Raw genomic sequence first — 14,825 nt, 5'->3', positions numbered from 1 at the left:
CCCAGCACATTGGTCCGGCCCCGCGCATTCCAGTCATGCGTGCCGGGGCAGCGTTGTCCTCTCGCCGAATAGCCATGGGTGCGCTGCATATAGGCGGCAAATCCGCTTTCGTCTTGATATACGATGGGGCGTCCATCACTCTGATATCGCGCAATCTTTTCGCGGAAGGCATGCCGCGCGGCTTCGTCCGCCTTCGGGTGCGTCAGGGATTTTTTTATATGTGACGCCGAGCGCCCTCAGCCCGTTCCAGATCGCCTTCGGTGTGACCTGGAACCGGGCCGCCCGTTCATATTGGTAAGCGTCGGGGTGGTCCCGAACGTCCTGCGCCAGCTTTTCCAGATCGACCTTGCGGGGGCGCCCCTCGCGTGTCGCCTTGGGCTCAGGCGACTTCGCCCATCGGGTCAAACTGGCAATCCCGACCGAAAACCGCGTGGCGGTCTCGGCAAAGGTCAGCCCTTCCTTCTCCCGAACGGACAAAACGTGGCGGCGGAAATCAAGTGAATACGTCATGACACACAGATAATCAGTTTAAGGTCGCTATTCTGTATTTCGGCAGCAATTCGCTTGTGGCAAAGGTCCTGAGACTGTCCTGAAGGACCACCTGTTCTTCGGTCAGCGAAAAATCCATGATTCGGCCTCCTCGGGGCTGCCACGGCAGAAACCGGGGCGCTGGCGTATGAAATATCAGAAGGTAAGCTTAACTCAAAATCGATTCTTATCTGCGAATTAAAACTAATTTTTCATATATAAATCAGATATAAAAATGGTCATTTGACTTGGTGAATAATTCTTAGTACGCTATAGAACATTATTGCGGGAGCGAGTCATTGGAACAGATTCTCGACCAGATGCGGGCGGCCGCCGAGGCGCCGCTCGAATACGCGGCCGCGTGGAAGACGCAGGGCGGGGGCAAGGTGATCGGCCTTCTTCCGATGCATTTCCCAGGCGAGCTTGCCCATGCCGCCGGCTGCCTGCCGCTCATTCTGCAAGAGGATGACCAGCCGATCACGGTGGGTCAGTCGAACATCTTCAACTTTTATTGCGGCTATAACAGGTCGTTGGTCGACCAGGTCACCCGCGGCGCCTTCGATGGCCTCGACGCGATCATGTTCGGCGATCACTGCGTGCAGCTTCTGGGGACCGCCGACATCATTCGCAGCGAACGCCCCGACATGCCGATCCTGTTCAACCAGCTTTGCACCGTCCTTGATGCAGGCTGGGCCCTGCGCGAGACCCGTGGCACCTTTGTCCAGCTCTGGAAGGAGCTGGAGGCGCTGACCGGCGCGGCGATCCCCGAGAAGGCCGTCAGGGCGTCGATCCATGCCTTCAACCGGAACCGCGCGCAGATGCGCGAACTTTACGAGCTGCGCCGGCGGGGCGAAATCTCGATTTCGGGTCGCGACCTGCAGGCGGTGGTCAAGTCCTCGATGGTGATGGACAAGCAGCAGCATCTGCGGCTGATGGACCGGCTGCTGGCCGAGATCCCGCGCAAGGCGCCACCACCGGATCGCGTGCGGGTCTATCTGTCCGGCCATATGTGCCATGCCCCCCATCCGGGTATCATCGACCTGATCGAGGAATGTGGCGCCACGATCGCCAATGACGATCTTTTCACCGGCTGGCGCTTCATCCATGCCGACATGGATGCGACGCTGCCGCCGGCCGAGGCGATGGCTTGCTGGTATGTCGAGAAGAACCGCAAGCTGCCCTGTCCGACCCGGGCCATCAAGTCGCGCGACTGGGAGCATTACCTGCTGGAACAATGCGAAAGCTCGGGCGCGCAGGGGCTGGTGATCCTGATGGTGAAGTTCTGCGAGCCGCACATGTATTTCTATCCCGAGATCAAGGAAGCCTTCGAAGCGCAAGGCATTCCCCACCTTCTTGTCGAGACCGAACACGAGGAGATGCCGATGGAAGCGCTGAAGACCCGGGTTGAGACCTTCATTGAAATCACCAGGCGCCGCGCGGCGGCCCTCGTGGCCTGAATGGGAGAGGAGCAGATGGAAACGCTGACGAAACCGGTGCAGTCGAAGCCGATCTTCGGCAACGGGCTGAAGGCAAACAAGCTGAAGTCCACCAAGTTCGGTGGCAGGCTGGTGTCGGAATACTGGGAAAGCGTCTTTCGCGCCAAGGAGCAGGGCAAGAAGGTCGTCTGGTACAACGGCACCTATATTCCTCCGTTCTTCCATGCCCATGACCTGGTCTGGGTGCATGGCGAGGCCTGGTCGGCCATGCTTGCCGCCCGCCACAAGGAGATCGGCGCCCAAGGCCGCAGCGACCAGCGCGGCTATGACCGCGAACTGTGCTCTTACGCGCGGACCCATATCGGCCAGATGCTGATCGAGCTCGACAAGGTCAGGACCGGGGATCACGGCATGGATGCCGACGATCCCCGGATCGAGACCATGCTGAAGCTGCCGGCGCCCGACATGATCGTGAATGCCTATCCCTACTGTTCCTCGGGCCAGCAATGGGATGACATCACCTATCGGACCTTCGGCAAGAAGGTTCCGATGTTCACCATCCAGATCCCCCTGCTTTGGGGCGGGCGGCCGGATGCCGGCTACCTGCACGGCGAGGAATGGCAGCAACGCTCCGCCTATGTGGCCGAACAGCTGTTCGAACTGACCAGGTTCCTGGCCGAGCATACCGGCCGCAAATACGACTATGACCGGCTGAGCGAATCGATGTCCTATGTCAAGAAGGCTGCGGAACTGCGGCTCGAAGCGATGGAGATGTGCACCGTCCATCCGTCTCCTGCCAGCTTCTTCGACTGGATCGTGTCGATCGCACCGGTGAACTTTCTGCCTGCCGACCAGAATCTGGTGACCTATTTCGAGGGTGTGAAGGCCGAGATCGAAGAGCGCGTCAGGATCGGAGAAGGGGCCGTGCCGAACGAGAAGTACCGGCTGTTCTTCGATGGCATGATGAACTGGAACAAGGTGGGCTGGCTGGCCGACAAGTTCTCGCAGGTCGATGCCTGCGTCATTGCCGGGCGCTATACCCACATGTCGTTCTGGCAGGAACCCCAGCTGATCGATCTGAAGGACCCGATCCTTGGCATGGCGCAGAACTACCTGATCTGTCCTAACAATCACGGCGCGCCGATCATGATCGGCGAGATCGAGAAAGTCTGCGACAAGTTCGACATCGACGGCGTCGTCTGCCATGCGTCGCGGACCTGCCGCGGCATGACCAACGCCCAGTTCCAGATCGCCGCCTCGGCCAAGAAATACGGGCGCCAGGCGATGTTCTTCGAGGGCGACGTGGCTGACGAAAGCTTCTACAAGGACGAGTTGCTCAACGTCCGCCTGGAAGCGATGGTCGAGGCCATGGAGGCCAGGAAAAGAGCCGCCTGACGGTTTCCCGACCTGCCGGACGAACGTACCTCTGCAAAGCAATGGCGAACGCCCCGCTTCCGGCGATATCCGGAAGCGGGGCGTGTTGTCGGCGGTGCCGGCTGCGGATCGCGATGCGCGTCCGGGATTGCCCGCCCATAATAAATAAGTTGAATTATGGTATGCTTTATTACTATAATCGGTCATCAGTTGGAGGAATGCCTGATGTCCGAATCGCCCGAACGGAAGCCACTGAAGATCGCGGAGGCGCGCGTGCTCATCGCGGGCGGCACAGCAGGGGTCGGTCTTGCGACCGCCCGCCGTTTCGCCGAACTGGGGGTGCCGCAAGTGGCGATCAACGGCCGGACCGCCGCGCGCGGCGAGGCGGCGCGCGCGGCGCTGCAGTCTGACTTTCCCTCCTGCGGGGTGCATTTCATCGTCGGCGATTCGGCCGACACCGATCAGGCCATCGCGATCGGAAAGGCCGCCGACGAGCTGATGGGGGGCGTCGACGTGCTGGTGAACTCTACCGTCAGCGCGTTTCCCTATCCCACGCTGTTTCATCAGATCGATCCGAAGGACATCCAGGGCATGGTGCTGACCCAGGTGATGTCGCATTTCCTGCTGGCCCGTGTCGTCATGGACGGGATGCGGGCCCGCGAGAACGGCGTGATCATCAACATCGCGTCCGATGCCGGCAAAGCGGCGACACCCGGCGAATCCATCATCGGCGGCCTGATGGCCGCGATCATCATGTTCTGCCGGACGCTCGCCATGGAGGCGAAGCGATCCGGCATCCGCGTCAACTGCGTGACGCCCTCGATCATCGAGGGCACCCTGACCCACGACACCGTCATGGGCGGGGAATTCTCCGGCAAGCTTTTCGCCAGGGCCAAGCAGATGGCCCGGCTCGGCGTGGTGAATGCCGATGACATGGCCGAACTCATCACCTTTCTCGCAAGCCCGGCCGCAGCCAAGCTGACCGGACAGGCGATCAGCCTGAACGGCGGCATCTCGGCCGCCTGAAGGGGGACAGCGTGCTGTATAATTCCGTCTTTGCGCCAGACCTCTTCAAGGGGCAGACCGTCATCGTCACCGGCGGCGGTTCGGGGATCGGGCGCCGCGCGGGGCGGCATGCTGACGCTGACGGAAACGGCGGCCTGCGAATGGGCGCATTCGGGGGTGCGGGTCAATTCGGTCGCGCCCGGAGGGATCGCTTCGTCAGGTTTCGACCAGTACGAGCCGCATATTACCCAACGCCTGCTGGAATACGCGGCGAAGGTGCCGCTGCCGCGCTATGGCACGGAAGCCGAGATTTCGGCGGCGGTGTCTATCTTCTGTCGCCTGCTGCCGCCTATGTCACCGGAACCTGTCTGCGGGTCGATGGTGGTGCGCCGAACGGCCGACACACGTGGGCGCAGACCTATGAGGCCAGAAACATATCTGAATTCAACGGCTTCCACAGGTCCGTGGAGCCGGAAATCCTGAAGAAGAGATAGGACGGGACGACGCGACCAAGGGCTGAGGAGCCTGGCGATCTGAGGGAGGAACAGATGTCCGCAAAACCGGAATTCACCCAGAGCCATTTTCCGATCGAGGAAATCGGGAAGCTGATCGACAGCACGCTGGGCGATCTCATGCTGAGAAACGCCAGCGAGGTGCCCGACAGGCTGGCCCTTGTCGAAGGGGTGGCCGACCCGTCGAAACGCCGGCGCTGGACCTACCGGCAATTGGTAGACGAGGCTCAGGCGCTGGCCCGTGGCCTGCTGGCGCATTTCGAACCGGGCGACCGGGTCGGGCTGCTTGCGCCCGAAACGCCGGAATGGGTGATATTCCAGCACGCGCTGAGCTTCGCCGGCCTGGTCAATGTGCCAATCAATCCCGCCTATACTGCACGCGAGGTCGAATTCGTTCTCGACAATTCCAAGGCGAAGGGTGTGATCTTTGCCGACGAATCCCGGGGCAAGGATCTTGCGGCAATCGTCCGCAAGGTTCGGGGCACGCTGCCGGGCCTGAAGGTCGCGCTGAATCTGTCCGATCTCGAAGCCATCAAGGCGGCGGGTGATCCGAACTGCAGCCTCCCGGCCATCGCGCCTGGGGACATGATCCAGATCCAGTACACATCCGGCACCACCGGCTTTCCCAAGGGCGCATGCCTGCACCACAGGGGGATCATCAACGCGGCCCATTTCATCGTGTCGCGCGCCGATTTCCCCGATGGTGGCGTCTGGTTGAACGCAATGCCGATGTTCCATATCGGCGGGGGCGTCGTGTCCGAGGTCGGAACCTATTCCCGCAAGGGCACTTTCGTGCTGATGCAGACCTTCGACCCGAGCCTCTTTCTCGAACTGATCGAGTCCGAGGGCGTGAACTGCTCGTTGATCGTGCCGACGATGATCCTGACGCTGCTCAACCATCCCGACGCGAAGACCCGCGATCTCTCGTCCTTCGGCTCGGTCCTCTCCGGGGCGGCCGCCGTTCCCGAGGCGCTGGTCCGGCGCGCCAAGCAGGAATTCGGGGTGGAATTTGCGATCATGTACGGCCAGACCGAGTCGAATGGCCCGTTTCTGGAGACATTCACCCATGACCCGGACGAGTTGAAGTCGCAGACCATCGGCCGGCCGATCCCGCATGTCGAAGTGAAGGTTGTTGACATCGGAACGCTGGAGACCGTTCCGGTCGACACGGTCGGCGAATACTGGGTTCGTGGCTTCAACACGATGCTGGGCTATTACGGCCAGCCCGAGGCAACCGCCGCGACCGTCACCGACGATGGCTGGCTGCGGACCGGCGATCTTGGCACGATGGACAAGCACGGCTATTTCCGCATCACCGGACGGCTGAAGGAAATGATCATCCGCGGCGGGATGAACCTGTATCCGTCCGAAATCGAGAATGTGCTTTTCGAACATGAAGAGGTCGGCCAGGCGGCGGTGATCGGGCTGCCCGACGAGACTTGGGGCGAAACCGTCTGCGCGGTCATCCTGGCGAAGGATCCGGGCAACCCGCCGGCGCCGGAAAAGCTCTGGGCCTATTGCCGCGACAATCTTTCGCCGCAGAAGACGCCCGAGCATTGGGTCTTCGTGCGGGAATACCCGATGACGGCCACCGGCAAGATCCAGAAGAACGTCCTGCTGGAATGGTACAGCGAGGGCCGGCTGGTCCCCAGCGAATGGAACCGGCCCAAGCGCGATTCGAAAGTCCTCTGATGGCGGGCCGTGATCGTCCCGTCGCCCTGATCACCGGCGCGGCTGGCGGGCTGGGCGGTGCCATTGCCCGCCAGCTCTGCATGGACGGATTCCGGCTGGTTCTCAGCGATCTGGACAGCATCGCCGAGCTGCGCGCCACCGAACGGCAGTTGCAGAGCAAGGGCGACGCGGTCTCGCTGCCCCATGACCTGACTGACGATGGCGGGCGCGAGGGCTTCGTTGCCGCGGTCTTCGGCGCGTTCGGCCGGCTCGATTGCCTGGTGAACAATGCCGGCGTTTCGGTTCTCGCGCGGGGCGACATCCTCGATGTCTCGCCCGAAAGCTTTGACCGCTGCATCTCGGTCAACCTTCGCGCGCAGTTCTTCCTGACCCAGTCGGTCGCGCGCAGGATGCGTGATGCGCCGTCCTCCCGGCGCAGGTCCATCGTCACGGTCTCGACCGTGGCGGTGGACCATGTCATCGGAACGGTCCTGGCCGAATATTGCATTGCCAAGGCGGGCCTTGCGCATTCGATCCGGCACTGGGCGGCGCGGCTTGCGCGCGAGGGGATCGACTGTTTCGAAGTCCGTCCGGGCATGATGAAGACCGACATGACCGCGGGAACGACAGCGAAATACGATGCCCTGATCGCGGCCGGCTTCGTCCCCGCCGGCAGGTGGGGCGATAGCGCCGAGGTCGCCCGGGCGGTCTCGCTGCTGGCCTCGGGGCAACTGCCCTATTCGACGGGCCAGACGATCCATGTGGACGGGGGCATGCGGCTCAAGCCGTTCTGACGCCCGGTCCGGGGCAGCGCCGGACCAGTCGTCGCCAGCCGGCCCTGGCGGATGACCAGCCCGTGCATCAGCGACAGGTTCAGCATGCCATGCCCGATCCGGTCGCCGAATTCGGATGCCTCGGCGACCACCCGGCCGGTATGCAACTCCGACAGATCGCCGGTGATCCCGCCAAAGGCCAGGACGTCATATCCAGTCACCGTTCGCGTCGCCGAAAAGCCGTTGCACCCGATTTTCTGATCTTCGAGATAGTCGCGCGTCATTGATCGTCGCCGCTGCTATCTGCCACAACTAATAAGCTTAACTCATATTTAGCCAAGGGCTCCATCCCTCGACTCTTGACGCGCGACCGGCAATATTTTCCTTGTTTTTTCCGCGCATATTGGTACATTAGCATATGATATGGTGCAGTTTCCAAAAAAGTCGCCCTTCCTTTCAAGCTATAAATGAGTTGAACTTACCAAAATGGAGATGCCGATGGACATAGCGTCGGAAATCGACGGGATCATCGCCTCGCTGGCGGCAATCGCGGATGATCCCCATGCCTATGCGCGGCGGCGGAAGGCGGAAACCGGGCAGAAGATCATCGGTATCCTGCCGATGAACTTCCCGGCCGAGATCGTGCATGCCGCCGGCGCCCTGCCGCTGTTGGTTCAAGAGGATGACGTAGCCATCACCTATGGGCGCGGCCTGCTGTTCGAATTCTACTGCGGCTATACGCGCAGCCTCGTCGATCAGGCCGCCACCGGCAAGTTCGATTTCTATGACGGCTTTTTCCTGGTCGATCATTGCGTCGCCCTGCTGGGTGCCGCCGATGCCATGCGTCACGAATTGCCGGATGTGCCGGTCTTTCTGGCCCAGTTCACCGCATCGATGGACGAGCCCTGGTCGCCCGTGCAGGTGCGCGGGCAGATCGAGAGCCTGAGGGCAAGGCTGGAAGAACTCTGCGGGATCCGCATCTCCGATGACGACATCGGGGCCAGCATCGCAGTCTATAACCGGAACCGCGCGCTGATGCGCCGCATCCATGACCTGCGCCGTGCCGGGCGGATCGTCCTGACCAGCCGCCAGCTTCAGGCTCTGGTGAAGTCGGGCATGGTGATGGACATAGCCGAGCACAGCGCGCTGATCGCCAATCTGCTGGCCCTGCTGGAGAAATCGCCGCCGACGCCATCGCAACGGGTGCGGCTGCACCTGTCGGGCCATTTCTGCCACGCCCCCAAACCGCAACTGCTCGACATGATCGAAAGCTGCGGGGCGGTCGTGGTCGATGACGATCTGTATACCGGTTTCCGTCATGTCTCGACCGACGCCCCCGACGAGGCTGACCCGATCGACGCGCTGACCCGCTGGTATTTCGCGCGCAACAACAACGTCCCCTGCTCGACCCGCGCACAGAAGTCGGTGGATTGGGAGGATTACCTCGAAAACGCCATTGGCCACAGCGGCGCACAGGGGGTCATCGTACTGGTCGCAAAGTTCTGCGAGCCGCACATGCTCTATTACCCCGAGCTGCGCAAGATGTTCCACGACAGGGGCATTCCGCATCTGCTGATCGAGACGGAACACGAGGGGCTGGCAAGCGAAATGCTCAGGACGCGGGTGGAAGCCCTGATTGAGGGCATTCGCAGGACCGCCCGATCAGCCGAAACCGCCTGAATGTGCCGCAGCCCACAGGAGCACGAGATGTCAGAGACACGCAGCGAAGCCGCCACCGCCCGCAAGGCCGTTCAGGCCAATCGCCTTGTCAGCACCCGTGCCGGCGGCAAGATGGTCAAAGACTATTGGGACAACCTGTTCACCGCCCGCGAGCGTGGCGCGAAGGTCGTCTGGTACAATGGCGCCGCCATCAATCCGATCCTTCAGAATGCGGGGGTCGAATGGTGCCATGGCGAAGCTTTTGGCGCCCGTCTGGCGGCGATGCATCACGAGGCCCCGGCGCAGCAGGAAAGTGAATCCTACGGCTATATCAACGAGCTTTGCTCCTATGCCCGCACCACCTTGGGCTGCGCCCTGCTGACCAGAAAGGAGACTGCGGGCCAGGTCGAGATGGACGGACATCCCGACTTGCCAGCGCAGGAGGTGCTGGCCAGCCGGCTGCCGGCGCCGGATCTTTTTGTCAATGCCTATGCCGGATGCAGCACCGGCCAGCAATGGGACGAGATTTCCTATCGGATGTTCGACAAGAAGCTGCCGTTCTTCAAGATTTCCTACCCGCTGCTCTGGGGGAACAGGGCCGATGCCGGCTATCTGCGGGGCGAGGAATGGGACAGCGCTTCCGGTTACGTCGCCGCACAGATCCGCAAGCTGATCGAGTTTCTGGAGTACGAGACGGGCAACCCCTTCGACTGGGACGGGCTGCGCGAGTCCATGCATTACATCAAGCGCGCCGCAGGATTGCGGATGGAGGCACTGGCCCTGTGCAGGACGACGCCGGCACCGGCGGTCTTCTGGGATTGGGTCGCCAGTATCGCACCGATCAATTTCCTGCCGGGGAACCAGGCTCTGGTCGACTATTTCGCGGCCGTGAAGGACGAGATCGAACAGCGGATCGCCCAGGGCGTGCCGGCCCTGCCGGGCGAAAGATACCGGATCGCCTTCGACGGGATCATGAACTGGAACCGCGTCGGCTGGCTGGCCAACAAGTTCGCCGAACACGATGCCGCGGTGGTCTGTGGCCGCTATACCCATAACAGTTTCTGGCACGAGCCGCAGCTGATCGACGAGGACGATCCGATCCTCGGCATGGCGCAGCATTACCTTCTCTGCCCGTTCAACCACAGCGCCAGCAACCTTGCCGAACAGATCCTGCGCGACTGCGAGACCTACGATATCGACGGCATCGTCTTTCACGCCACACGGACCTGCCGGTCGGCGACCAACGGCCAGATGATCCTTGCAAGGATGGCCCAGCAGCGGGGCATGCAGACCATGTTTTTCGAGGGCGATGTCGCTGACGAGTCCTTCTACAAGGACGAGGTCTTGCAAAGCCGGCTCGAAGCGATGCTGGAAACCATCGACGTGCAGCGGAACCGGGCGGTGTAAGCATGGCCGGCGACTGAGAAAGGGGTGACGATGGACGCGCATCGGCACGACGACTATCGCAGGCGTGACCTGTCCGAATCCTGCTGGCCAGCGTTCCGGGATGTCCCGCTGGAAGAGATCACGCTCGGCGATGCGCTGAGGCGCGCCGCCGACAAGGCGCCTGATCGCGCCGCGCTGATCGAGGGCATTCCTGACGACGCGCGGCGATGGAGTTATGGGGAACTCGCCACGCAGGCCGAGGCGATCGCCCGCGCGCTCGGCCGGCGCTTCAGTCCGGGCGAGCGCGTCGCGTTCTGGGCGCATAATGTCCCCGAATGGCTGCCGGTATTCTATGGCTGCGCAATGGCCGGGCTGGTCCTGGTCACCGTGAACCCGGCCTATCGTCGGCGTGAGCTGCTCTATGTGCTGGCCAAGTCCCGCGCTGCGGGGCTGTTCGTCAACGACAGCTACCGCGGGCGTTCCCTGGAGCAGACGGCCCGCGACGCGACGCCCGACCTGCCCGGACTTCGCGAAATCATACCCGTGCGCAACGTCGCCGCGCTGGTCGCCGAGGGCGCAGGCAACGGCGCGCTGCCTGGGGTTGATCCGCGCGGCCCGGTCGTCATCATGTTCACCTCTGGCACGACCGGCACCCAGAAAGGCGTGATCTTCCATCATACGGGGGTCGCCAACATGACCCTTTTCACCCAGTCGCGCGGCGGGCTGAAAGAGGGCGGCGTATTCGTCAACCCGATGCCGATGTTTCACATCGGTTCGCTGGGGCATGCCGGGATCGGCTCGGTCATGCTCGGTGCCACCCATGTCCTGATGCCCGAATGGGATCCCGAAGCCTATATGCAGCAGGTCCAGCGCCATCGAGGTACTTTCTCGCTGCTGGTGCCGGTAATGATCGACCAGCTTCTCGACCATCCCGCGCGCCCCCGATACGATCTCTCCAGCCTGCGCCGCCTGACCTCGGGTGCATCGGTGGTGGAACCGCAGCTGATCCGTCGTACCCGGGACGAGCTGGGGGCGACCATCTCGAACATCTACGGGCAGACCGAAATGCATGGCAGCATCACCGGCACCCACCCGGATGACAGCGACAGCGACCTTGCCGAAACCATCGGTCAGCCGTTGCCGCATATGGAATTGCGCATTGCCGACCCGCAGACCGGCAGAACCCTGCCGCTGGGCGAGCAGGGCGAGATCCAGACGCGGGGGTACCAGAACATGATCGGCTATTTCGATATGCCCGAGGAAACCGCCAAGACCCTGCTGCCGGACGGATGGCTGCGCTCGGGCGATCTGGGCCGGATGGACGCGCGGGGCTTCGTCAGGATCACCGGCCGGATCAAGGACATGATCATCCGCGGCGGCGAGAACATCTATCCCCGCGAGGTCGAACTGCTGCTGGCCGAAACCGCGGGGCTGGCAGCGGTCGCGGTGGTGGGGCTGCCCGACCCGAAATGGGGCGAGCAGGTCGCCGCGGTTCTGGTTCCCCGGCGACAGGATGCGCCGCCGGATGTGGACGCCCTGTTCGACCTGTGCCGCACGGAGCTGGCGCATTACAAGGTGCCACGCTTCTGGTACCTGGCCGACGAGATGCCGATGACCGAAACCGGCAAGATGCAGAAATTCCGCCTTGTCGAGCAGATCCTCGATGGCCGGCTGTCGCTGCTGCGACAGTTCTGACCCCGATGACCAAGCTTGCACAGCCCCGCAGGCCAGGCCGAAACGCGCAAATGACAGGAGAGAGAGGATGACCGGGTCAGACATGATGCAAGCCGTCCGGCTTTGTGCTCCGGCCGATCTGCGGCTGCAGGATGTTACCCGCCCCCGGCCCCGGCCGGGCGAGGTGCTGCTGAAGGTCCTTGCAGCCGGGATCTGCCAGACGGATGTTCATATCCGCCGCGCCGCCGACAGCCGCACGCCGGGCGGCACCATCCTGGGGCACGAGATCGCCGGCGAGGTGGCGGATCTGGGTGCCGGCGTCCTGTCCTGGCGGCCGGGCGACCGGGTCGTGGTCCATCCCTGCTGGGCCTGCGGCACCTGCCGCGCCTGCCGGGCGGGGCGCGAGAACGAATGTCACGCCACGCTTGGGCGGCGTCATCCGCCGGCGACGCCCGGCGTGACCGAGAATGGGGGCATGGCCGGCTATATGGTCGCGCCGGCTTCGGCGCTGTTCGGGATCGGCGATCTCGACCCGGTGGTGGCGGCACCGCTGACCGATGCGGCGCTAACCCCCTATCGCGCCATCATGTCATGCCGCGATCTGCTGAAGCCGGGCGCCACGGTCATCGTCATCGGGCTGGGCGGGCTGGGGATGATGGCGCTGCAGATCCTGCGCGCGATCTCGACGGTCCGGGCGATCGGAATCGACCGTTCCGGGGCCGCCATGGATCTCTGCGCAGAATGGTCGGACGAGCTGCTTTTTCCCGACGAGAGTACCGTCGAGCGGATCCGGGCCGCGACCGGCGGGGTTGGCGCAGAGGTGGTTCTGGATTTTGTCGGCGTCGATGCCACGCTGGACATCGCCACCCGGACGGTGGCGCGCGGCGGGGCGATCCGGGTCGTGGGCCTGTCCGGCGGCAGCCTGCAATTCGTGGCGCGTTCGGCGAACAATCCCCTGCCCCGGGGCGTCACCATCATGTGCCCCTATAGCGGCACCTACAACGATCTTGCCGAGGTCATTTCCATGGCCCGCGCAGGCGCGATCCTACCGATCGTCGAAACCTTCCCGCTGTCGGGGGCCTTGGATGCGCTTGATCGGCTGGAAGCCGGCACGATCCGCGGGCGCGCCGTGCTTCTGCCGCATGGCTAGCCCTCTGATTCATCTTATTTGCAGGTGTAGGTGGAGCAGTTTGATGCGGGCGTCGTCGGTTGTGAATTGCCAGTTCACGCCTGCGCGGTCCGCGTTTCGGTGCGCGGACCACGCGTCGGTTTCGGCCTCCGGTGAGGTGCGATCCGGGATGCGGCGGTCGAGACATTGGCGGGCCGGCACGCTCAGTTCGCATTCGACAATGTTGAGCCATGAGCCGTGTTTCGGCGTGTAACGCCACTCGAAGCGGCCTGTGAGGCGCCGGGATTGGCGTGCGGGTCCGGGGGGCGCATAGCCCCCCGCCATCGCGGGACGCAATCCCAGCGGCGCTGACGTCACGCGACGCATGCCAGCGGTGTACAGCCTGTGCGCACCCTGTGCCCCCCGGTGCACCCGCTGTGCAGCGCCAAACCCGGCATTTGCGGGGCTTTCCCGCACAGCCCCGAACCTCTGTTGCCTGCACAGCCAAAGCAACGCCTGCAGGCGTTGCGCAACAGCCCCGACGTCACTTGGGTGTCGGCTGTCGAGGGTTCGGATCCGGGATGCCTGACGGCCGGGCCGGTAATGCGCGGCGCGGCCTGCTGGCACGACCCGGAAAGTCCGATGTCCTGCGCCAATGAAAAACCGCGCCGACGAGGGCTGGCGCGGTTTCGGGTTTTGGGGTGATCTGGGATCAGTTGCGGGCTTCGTCCGCTTCGTCCTCGTCGGTCGATGCACCGCCGATGTCGTCGAACAGTTCGGCAATCTCGAATTCGGCTTCGGCATCGGCTTCGGCGGCCAGATCCTGGATGGATTTGCCCTGCGCCTGCAATTCGGCCTCTTCGGTCGAGCGGGCGACGTTCAGCACGATGGTCGCGTCGACTTCGGGGTGCAGCGTCACGGTGACGTCATGCAGGCCCAGTTCCTTGATCGGCGCACCCAGAACCACCTGTTTGCGGTCCAGCGTAAAGCCGGCTTCGGTTGCGGCCTCGGCGGCGTCGCGGGTGGTCACGGAACCATACAGCGCCCCGGCATCCGAGGCCGAGCGGATGATCACGAAGGTCTGACCGTCCAGCTTGTCGGCGACCTTTTGCGCCTCGACCTTGGTTTCGGCGTTATGGGCTTCCAGTTGGACCTTGCGGTCCTCGAAAGCCTTGAGGTTCGTGTCCGAGGCGCGCAGCGCCTTGCCCTGGGGCAGCAGGAAGTTGCGGGCATAACCCTCTTTGACCTTCACCACTTCGCCCATCTGGCCCAGTTTGGCCACGCGTTCCAGCAGGATGACTTGCATGATCAGGTCTCCTTACTTCACGACATAGGGCAGCAGGGCGAGAAAGCGGGCGCGCTTGATGGCGCGGGCCAGTTCACGCTGCTTCTTGGCCGAGACGGCGGTGATGCGCGAGGGCACGATCTTGCCGCGGTCGCTGATGTCACGCTGCAACAGGCGCGTGTCCTTGTAGTCGATCTTCGGCGCATTCTCGCCCGAGAACGGGCAGACCTTGCGGCGGCGGAAAAACGGTTTGTTCGCCATGGTTCAGTCTCCTCAGTTCCGCTCGCGACGTTCGCGGCGCTCGCCACGTTCTTCGCGTTTCTGCATCTGGACCGAGGGGCCTTCCTCGTGCTCATCCACGCGGATGGTCATGATGCGCATGACATCGTCATGCAGCCGGGCCAGACGCTCCAT

General features: G+C 63.2%; 15 protein-coding genes and 1 pseudogene. 11 read left to right on the top strand and 5 right to left on the bottom strand.

Annotated elements, in window-relative coordinates:
* A partial coding sequence (locus ACK5L9_RS02800) for a hypothetical protein (protein ID WP_416909927.1) occupies positions 1-224 on the top strand: 224 nt, incomplete at its 5' end.
* Here ACK5L9_RS02800 and ACK5L9_RS02795 read toward each other — a convergent pair.
* Complete coding sequence (locus tag ACK5L9_RS02795) at positions 136-510, bottom strand: IS630 transposase-related protein (RefSeq protein WP_416909926.1); 375 nt, start codon at positions 508-510, stop codon at positions 136-138. The genes ACK5L9_RS02800 and ACK5L9_RS02795 overlap by 89 nt on opposite strands.
* A 317-nt stretch (positions 511-827) precedes the next feature.
* Here ACK5L9_RS02795 and ACK5L9_RS02790 point away from each other — a divergent pair, with 317 nt between their 5' ends.
* From ACK5L9_RS02790 to ACK5L9_RS02765, 6 genes are all read left to right on the top strand, one after another.
* A complete protein-coding gene (locus ACK5L9_RS02790) occupies positions 828-1,985 on the top strand; it encodes a 2-hydroxyacyl-CoA dehydratase subunit D (protein ID WP_416909925.1) in 1,158 nt (385 codons plus the stop codon).
* A gap of 15 nt (positions 1,986-2,000) precedes the next feature.
* Positions 2,001-3,359 carry a 2-hydroxyacyl-CoA dehydratase subunit D gene (locus ACK5L9_RS02785; RefSeq protein ID WP_416909924.1) on the top strand — a complete coding sequence of 453 codons (1,359 nt, stop codon included), beginning with the start codon at positions 2,001-2,003 and terminating at the stop codon, positions 3,357-3,359.
* Between the two features lie 204 nt (positions 3,360-3,563).
* Positions 3,564-4,364 carry an SDR family NAD(P)-dependent oxidoreductase gene (locus ACK5L9_RS02780; protein WP_416909923.1) on the top strand — a complete coding sequence of 267 codons (801 nt, stop codon included), beginning with the start codon at positions 3,564-3,566 and terminating at the stop codon, positions 4,362-4,364.
* Between the two features lie 108 nt (positions 4,365-4,472).
* The gene (locus ACK5L9_RS02775) at positions 4,473-4,826 is read left to right on the top strand and encodes an SDR family oxidoreductase (RefSeq protein WP_416909922.1); all 354 of its coding nucleotides are present in this window, start codon (positions 4,473-4,475) and stop codon (positions 4,824-4,826) included.
* 65 nt (positions 4,827-4,891) lie between these two features.
* Positions 4,892-6,547, top strand: a complete 1,656-nt coding sequence (locus ACK5L9_RS02770) for a class I adenylate-forming enzyme family protein (RefSeq protein ID WP_416909921.1) — start codon at positions 4,892-4,894, stop codon at positions 6,545-6,547.
* Positions 6,547-7,320, top strand: coding sequence for a 3-ketoacyl-ACP reductase (locus ACK5L9_RS02765; protein ID WP_416909920.1), 774 nt, complete (start codon positions 6,547-6,549; stop codon positions 7,318-7,320). Before ACK5L9_RS02770 ends, ACK5L9_RS02765 begins: the two co-directional genes overlap by 1 nt.
* Here the strand turns inward: ACK5L9_RS02765 and ACK5L9_RS02760 are convergent.
* On the bottom strand, positions 7,263-7,583 hold the full coding sequence (locus tag ACK5L9_RS02760; RefSeq protein WP_416909919.1) for a MaoC/PaaZ C-terminal domain-containing protein: 321 nt from the start codon (positions 7,581-7,583) through the stop codon (positions 7,263-7,265). The two genes, ACK5L9_RS02765 and ACK5L9_RS02760, sit on opposite strands and share 58 nt — an antisense overlap.
* A gap of 214 nt (positions 7,584-7,797) precedes the next feature.
* Between ACK5L9_RS02760 and ACK5L9_RS02755 the strand changes: the two genes are divergently transcribed.
* From ACK5L9_RS02755 to ACK5L9_RS02740, 4 genes are all read left to right on the top strand, one after another.
* On the top strand, positions 7,798-8,979 hold the full coding sequence (locus ACK5L9_RS02755; protein WP_416909918.1) for a 2-hydroxyacyl-CoA dehydratase subunit D: 1,182 nt from the start codon (positions 7,798-7,800) through the stop codon (positions 8,977-8,979).
* Between the two features lie 27 nt (positions 8,980-9,006).
* Positions 9,007-10,365: a 2-hydroxyacyl-CoA dehydratase subunit D gene (locus ACK5L9_RS02750; protein ID WP_416909917.1), complete on the top strand. Its 1,359-nt coding sequence runs from the start codon at positions 9,007-9,009 to the stop codon at positions 10,363-10,365.
* A gap of 30 nt (positions 10,366-10,395) precedes the next feature.
* Positions 10,396-12,039 (top strand): class I adenylate-forming enzyme family protein, encoded by a 1,644-nt coding sequence (locus ACK5L9_RS02745; protein ID WP_416909916.1) that lies wholly within the window; start codon positions 10,396-10,398, stop codon positions 12,037-12,039.
* Between the two features lie 67 nt (positions 12,040-12,106).
* Positions 12,107-13,168: an alcohol dehydrogenase catalytic domain-containing protein gene (locus ACK5L9_RS02740; protein ID WP_416909915.1), complete on the top strand. Its 1,062-nt coding sequence runs from the start codon at positions 12,107-12,109 to the stop codon at positions 13,166-13,168.
* Positions 13,169-13,838: 670 nt separating this feature from the next.
* Here ACK5L9_RS02740 and rplI read toward each other — a convergent pair.
* The 3 genes and pseudogenes from rplI to ACK5L9_RS02725 form a co-directional block, all read right to left on the bottom strand.
* Positions 13,839-14,432, bottom strand: coding sequence for a 50S ribosomal protein L9 (gene rplI, locus ACK5L9_RS02735; protein ID WP_416909914.1), 594 nt, complete (start codon positions 14,430-14,432; stop codon positions 13,839-13,841).
* 12 nt (positions 14,433-14,444) lie between these two features.
* Positions 14,445-14,672 carry a 30S ribosomal protein S18 gene (gene rpsR / locus ACK5L9_RS02730; RefSeq protein ID WP_416909913.1) on the bottom strand — a complete coding sequence of 76 codons (228 nt, stop codon included), beginning with the start codon at positions 14,670-14,672 and terminating at the stop codon, positions 14,445-14,447.
* Between the two features lie 12 nt (positions 14,673-14,684).
* A pseudogene (locus ACK5L9_RS02725) lies at positions 14,685-14,825 on the bottom strand (30S ribosomal protein S6); the annotation flags it as partial.

Source organism: Paracoccus sp. (in: a-proteobacteria) (assembly GCF_047973135.1).
Classification (GTDB): domain Bacteria; phylum Pseudomonadota; class Alphaproteobacteria; order Rhodobacterales; family Rhodobacteraceae; genus Paracoccus.
The sequence above is the reverse complement of the archived record's forward strand: the minus strand, read 5'-3'. Positions and strand labels throughout refer to the sequence as shown.

What these genes read in the sequence shown, in the direction of transcription:
- ACK5L9_RS02795 (WP_416909926.1), bottom strand. Translation starts at nt 510, where the DNA reads ATGACGTATTCACTTGATTTCCGCCGCCACGTTTTGTCCGTTCGGGAG.
- ACK5L9_RS02785 (WP_416909924.1), top strand. Translation starts at nt 2,001, where the DNA reads ATGGAAACGCTGACGAAACCGGTGCAGTCGAAGCCGATCTTCGGCAAC.
- ACK5L9_RS02780 (WP_416909923.1), top strand. Translation starts at nt 3,564, where the DNA reads ATGTCCGAATCGCCCGAACGGAAGCCACTGAAGATCGCGGAGGCGCGC.
- ACK5L9_RS02775 (WP_416909922.1), top strand. Translation starts at nt 4,473, where the DNA reads ATGCTGACGCTGACGGAAACGGCGGCCTGCGAATGGGCGCATTCGGGG.
- ACK5L9_RS02770 (WP_416909921.1), top strand. Translation starts at nt 4,892, where the DNA reads ATGTCCGCAAAACCGGAATTCACCCAGAGCCATTTTCCGATCGAGGAA.
- ACK5L9_RS02765 (WP_416909920.1), top strand. Translation starts at nt 6,547, where the DNA reads ATGGCGGGCCGTGATCGTCCCGTCGCCCTGATCACCGGCGCGGCTGGC.
- ACK5L9_RS02760 (WP_416909919.1), bottom strand. Translation starts at nt 7,583, where the DNA reads ATGACGCGCGACTATCTCGAAGATCAGAAAATCGGGTGCAACGGCTTT.
- ACK5L9_RS02755 (WP_416909918.1), top strand. Translation starts at nt 7,798, where the DNA reads ATGGACATAGCGTCGGAAATCGACGGGATCATCGCCTCGCTGGCGGCA.
- ACK5L9_RS02750 (WP_416909917.1), top strand. Translation starts at nt 9,007, where the DNA reads ATGTCAGAGACACGCAGCGAAGCCGCCACCGCCCGCAAGGCCGTTCAG.
- ACK5L9_RS02745 (WP_416909916.1), top strand. Translation starts at nt 10,396, where the DNA reads ATGGACGCGCATCGGCACGACGACTATCGCAGGCGTGACCTGTCCGAA.
- ACK5L9_RS02740 (WP_416909915.1), top strand. Translation starts at nt 12,107, where the DNA reads ATGACCGGGTCAGACATGATGCAAGCCGTCCGGCTTTGTGCTCCGGCC.
- rplI (WP_416909914.1), bottom strand. Translation starts at nt 14,432, where the DNA reads ATGCAAGTCATCCTGCTGGAACGCGTGGCCAAACTGGGCCAGATGGGC.
- rpsR (WP_416909913.1), bottom strand. Translation starts at nt 14,672, where the DNA reads ATGGCGAACAAACCGTTTTTCCGCCGCCGCAAGGTCTGCCCGTTCTCG.